The sequence below is a fragment of the Vibrio sp. 99-8-1 genome (assembly GCF_013114595.1).
Lineage (GTDB): Bacteria > Pseudomonadota > Gammaproteobacteria > Enterobacterales > Vibrionaceae > Vibrio.
Genome location: NZ_VTXE01000069.1, coordinates 1 through 3,156 on the forward strand (window position 1 = coordinate 1; position 3,156 = coordinate 3,156).

The following is a 3,156-nucleotide window of genomic DNA, read 5'->3' on the forward strand; positions in this document are numbered from 1 at the left end:
TCGTAACTCATCGCTTCAGCATCAATCACCCCTAATGGAACAAGAATGCCCAGTACCAATACGGTTACTGGCGTTATCATTGCAAACCAGCTACCGCCAGCACCAAACAGACCCCACCATACCGGCTCGTCTGAACGTTTTGGATGTTTATCTACCACAATAAGCTCCTTATACGATGATGAGTACAATCAGTGAAATGGCTGCAACAGCCGCCCACTGGCTCAATACAATGACTTTCTTATCCAGCAACTTACCTTTAATGCGAATCGGCATTACCTGAGGCATCATGCCAAAGAAGGTGTGTGCATGGAAAAGACTGCCCGCCAGTGCCACGATATTAATGGCCACAACAACAGGGTTGCTCATAAAGCTTAACCACGCCTGCCATGACTCCGGCCCTTTCACTAAGCTGCCTAAGCCAAACGTTAAGAACAGGGTAAATAAAATCAGCGGCAATACCGTTGCTTCGCGTAACATATAGAAACGATAGAAGCTGCTTTTTTGCCACCATGTGGCATTCATTGTGCGAACATAAGGTTTACGGTTACTCATTCCTTAGTCCTCCTGTGGGGTTAACATGGCAATGACAAAGTCTTTGGACGACTCTATCTTCCCTTGGTTGACCGCAGCGGCTGGGTCGACGTTCTTCGGACACACTTCGGAGCAGAAGCCCACAAAAGTACAGCCCCATACGCCGTTCTCACCGTTAAGCAGCTCCATTCGCTCAGCTTTGCCGTTATCACGGCTGTCGAGGTTATAACGGTGCGCTAAGGAGATGGCCGCAGGCCCCAAGAACTCAGGGTTCAAACCAAATTGCGGACAAGCGGCGTAGCATAAGCCACAGTTAATACAGGCGGCGAACTGCTTGTATTTTGCCATCTGCTCTGGGGTTTGGTTGTTTGGCCCATCTTCCGGAGTTCGGTCGTTGCCAATGATGTAAGGTTTGAGTGCTTCAAGACGTTCGATAAACGGCGTCATATCTACAATCAAATCTTTCTCTATTGGGAAGTTTGCCAGTGGCTCAATGAGCAGGCCATCTGGGTAATCTCGCAAGAAAGTCTTACACGCCAATTTCGGGTAGTTATTGACCATCATGCCGCATGAGCCACAGATGGCCATACGACAAGACCAGCGATAGCTTAAGTCTTTATCTAGGTGGTCTTTGATGTACCCCAGTGCATCCAGCAGTGACATGGTGTCATCAAACGGTACTTCAAATGTCTGCGTGTATGGCTGAGCATCTTTCTCAGGGTCATAACGCAGAATGTCGATTTTTTGAATACGAGTTGTGGACATTATTTCTGCTCCTGTGCTTCGTTAGCGGCCTTCTCTGTCTTTTCTTTTTCGACAAGAGCTTCTTGCGCTTCTTGCGCAGCGGCTTTCTCCGCAGCCTCACCATACAAACGGGCTTTCGGTTGAGATTTGGTGATGATAACGTCACTGTAATCGATGCTTGGTGGAGCATCTTCATTGAAATGCGCCAGTGAGTGTTTTAGGTAGTTCACATCATCACGCTCGGTACAGCCTTCATCTAAACGTTGGTGCGCACCACGTGACTCACGACGAAGAATGGCAGAGTGTGCCATGGCTTCGGCCACTTCCAGTCCATAACCAATTTCAATGGCGTACAGAAGGTCGGTATTAAATACCTTGCCTTTGTCTTTGATGCTGATGTTTTTATAACGTGCTTTTAGCTCAGTCAGTTTGGCAATGGTCTCTTGCAGTAAATCTTCACGGCGGTAGATACCACAGCCCGATTCCATGCTGGCGCCCATTTCTGTGCGAATGGTGGCCCAGTTTTCATCCCCTTGCTGATTAAGCAGTGCCTGAATACGCGCTTCAACGGCGTCAACTTGCTTAGCGATGGAGACATCATTCCACCCTTTAAAGGCTTCCGCGCGTTTCACCGCGTGCTCACCGGCAACACGACCAAACACCACAAACTCAGCCAGTGAGTTGGAGCCAAGACGGTTAGCACCATGTAAACCTGAAGAGGCACATTCACCCACGGCAAACAGACCTTTAATCTTGGTTTCACACGTTGGGTCAGTTTCAATGCCGCCCATGGTGTAGTGAACCGTTGGACGAATTGGAATCGGCTCTTTAGCCGGGTCAACGTTAACGTACGCTTTAGCTAATTCACAGATGAAAGGCAGACGCTCTTGCAGATACTCTTCGCCAAGATGAGTCAAGTCTAGGTGCACCACATCACCCAGAGGGTGGTCGATGGTGTTGCCTTTTTGCTGCTCATGCCAGAACGCTTGCGACACTTTGTCTCGCGGTCCCAGCTCCATGTATTTGTTCTTTGGCTCGCCCACAGGGGTTTCAGGCCCCATGCCGTAGTCTTGTAGGTAACGGTAACCGTCTTTATTGACGATGATGCCCCCTTCGCCACGACACCCTTCGGTCATCAAAATGCCGGTGCCCGGTAACCCCGTTGGGTGATACTGGACAAACTCCATGTCACGAAGTGGCACACCATGGCGATAAGCCAATGCCATACCATCGCCGGTCACAATGCCACCATTGGTGTTGGTGTTATAAACACGACCCGCACCGCCTGTCGCCAGAACCACAGATTTGGCTTTAATGGTGACTAACTCACCTTCTGACATGTGAATGGCGATAAGACCTTGTACTTCGTCCTCTTCCACCAATAAATCCACCACGAAATACTCGTCAAAGCGGTTGATTTGCTGGTATTTGATGGACGTCTGGAACAAGGTGTGCAGCATATGGAAGCCGGTTTTATCCGCGGCAAACCAAGTACGCTCTACCTTCATGCCGCCGAATCGACGAACATTGACGTCGCCATTCTCTTTACGGCTCCATGGGCAGCCCCATTGTTCCATTTGAATCATTTCGCGAGTGGCATTTTCGACGAAATACTCAACAACATTTTGTTCGCAAAGCCAGTCACCCCCGCCAACGGTGTCGTTAAAGTGGTTGTCTAAGCTATCTTCATCTTTGATGACGGCAGCAGAGCCCCCTTCGGCTGCAACCGTGTGCGAGCGCATAGGGTATACTTTAGAGATAAGAGCAATCTCTAAATCGGGGTTGGCTTCAGCCGCTGCGATAGCAGTACGAAGACCGGCGCCGCCAGCGCCGATGACCGCGATATCTGTGGTTATGGTTTTCACAGTTATCCTCCAGTGT

Annotated in this window: 4 protein-coding genes; all 4 read right to left on the minus strand. The window is 49.7% G+C overall.

Annotated elements, in window-relative coordinates; all coding sequences use genetic code 11:
* A partial coding sequence (gene frdD, locus F0227_RS21650; RefSeq protein WP_345775819.1) for a fumarate reductase subunit FrdD occupies window positions 1–158 on the minus strand: 158 nt, incomplete at its 3' end.
* Window positions 159–168: 10 nt separating this feature from the next.
* The gene (frdC, locus tag F0227_RS21655; protein ID WP_171755327.1) at window positions 169–552 is read right to left on the minus strand and encodes a fumarate reductase subunit FrdC; all 384 of its coding nucleotides are present in this window, start codon (window positions 550–552) and stop codon (window positions 169–171) included.
* Window positions 553–555: 3 nt separating this feature from the next.
* Window positions 556–1,296 (minus strand): succinate dehydrogenase/fumarate reductase iron-sulfur subunit, encoded by a 741-nt coding sequence (locus tag F0227_RS21660; RefSeq protein WP_171755328.1) that lies wholly within the window; start codon window positions 1,294–1,296, stop codon window positions 556–558.
* Window positions 1,296–3,140 (minus strand): fumarate reductase (quinol) flavoprotein subunit, encoded by a 1,845-nt coding sequence (gene frdA / locus F0227_RS21665; RefSeq protein ID WP_171755329.1) that lies wholly within the window; start codon window positions 3,138–3,140, stop codon window positions 1,296–1,298. Before frdA ends, F0227_RS21660 begins: the two co-directional genes overlap by 1 nt.
* Window positions 3,141–3,156: the final 16 nt, after the last annotated feature.

Bases quoted from the DNA above. Each gene is read 5' to 3' on its own strand.
- frdC (WP_171755327.1), bottom strand. From the start codon at position 552: ATGAGTAACCGTAAACCTTATGTTCGCACAATGAATGCCACATGGTGG.
- F0227_RS21660 (WP_171755328.1), bottom strand. From the start codon at position 1,296: ATGTCCACAACTCGTATTCAAAAAATCGACATTCTGCGTTATGACCCT.